Annotated in this window: 1 protein-coding gene and 1 pseudogene; one reads left to right on the top strand and one right to left on the bottom strand. The window is 51.0% G+C overall.

Annotated elements, in window-relative coordinates; genetic code table 11:
• Nucleotides 1-112, bottom strand: a pseudogene (locus tag K2I50_RS02610) (radical SAM protein); the annotation flags it as partial.
• A 181-nt stretch (nucleotides 113-293) separates the two neighbouring features.
• Between K2I50_RS02610 and K2I50_RS02605 the strand changes: the two are divergent.
• Nucleotides 294-1,205 carry a GSCFA domain-containing protein gene (locus K2I50_RS02605; protein ID WP_301024693.1) on the top strand — a complete coding sequence of 304 codons (912 nt, stop codon included), beginning with the start codon at nucleotides 294-296 and terminating at the stop codon, nucleotides 1,203-1,205.
• The last annotated feature ends 48 nt before the right edge of the window (nucleotides 1,206-1,253 follow it).

Raw genomic sequence — 1,253 nt, 5'->3', positions numbered from 1 at the left:
ATCGGCAACTGAGCGGACAGCCGTGAAAGGCAACGAGCGTAGTCACTCCATCGCCGTCAGTCGAAAGGCGATGCCGCGCAATGCCGATTATCTTTGCCTTATCATGTGCCATGTCCCCCATAGAGCTTGTTTAATAATATTCCGTCAATAATCTCAAAGTTATAAATAAAAGCTCAACTTTCCATATTATATGTTATTAAACAGATTCTTACCGTCTAACGCTCTTTGAGGTTGACGGAAGATTAACTAACTTTGTAGACCATCCCGATGTTTAGAGAGTCGTGTTTAATAATATGAATACAGAATTTCGCACCATAGTACAACCGCTTAAAGGATATCAGGGGCTCGTAAGCCACGAGCAGCCTGTAGTAATGCTCGGTTCATGCTTTACCGACAATATCGGAGGCTGCCTGCTTGGAGGAGGATTCCCCGCATGTGTCAATCCATGCGGCACGCTTTACAATCCGGCAAGTATCGCATCAGCACTGCTCGACATACTCTATGAACGCCCCTACACTCGCGACGATCTCTTTCAGCACGAAGGACTATGGCATAGCTGGAGCCATCACTCTCGTTTCTCCGGGCCCGACCCCGACGCGGTTGTCGAGCACATCAACAAGTCGCAGGCCGAAGCGTCGGAAGCTCTGTCGAAAGCATCAGCCTTATTCATCACATTCGGCACATCATGGATTTTCCGCCTTACCGAAGAGGGACGCGTGGTAGCCAACTGCCATAAAAAGCCTGCGACACTCTTCCAGCGCGAAATGCTCAACACCCAGAAAGTCTATGGTCTGTGGAAAAAAATGCTCCGAGAGCTACAGGCCCGCTATCCCGACCTAAAGACAGTGTTCACCGTAAGCCCCATACGCCATCTCGCCGACGGCGCACACGGCAACCAGGCAAGCAAATCGACACTGCTGCTTGCCATCGACCAGCTGACACAGGAATTCAAGGATACCTCGCTATACTTTCCGGCCTATGAGATAATGATGGACGACCTGCGTGACTACCGGTTTTACGCAGCCGACATGTTGCATCCGTCGCCCGTAGCCGTCGCATATATCTACGACAAGTTCTGCGAATCTTTCATGACCCAGGCTACAGTGATGAAGGCTCTCCAGGCCGAACGCGAAGCCCGACGCGCAGCCCATCGCCCGCTTCATCCGACACCGCCCTCTAAGACCCCGTTCCCCAATATTTGTTAACGCTGGGGTCGCATATCTCTGAGTGATTTTTGTCTTGTGATGATGGAG

This window comes from Muribaculum sp., from assembly GCF_029051885.1.
Lineage (GTDB): Bacteria > Bacteroidota > Bacteroidia > Bacteroidales > Muribaculaceae > Muribaculum.
The sequence above is the reverse complement of the archived record's forward strand: the minus strand, read 5'-3'. Positions and strand labels throughout refer to the sequence as shown.

What these genes read in the sequence shown, in the direction of transcription:
- K2I50_RS02605 (WP_301024693.1), top strand. Translation starts at nt 294, where the DNA reads ATGAATACAGAATTTCGCACCATAGTACAACCGCTTAAAGGATATCAG.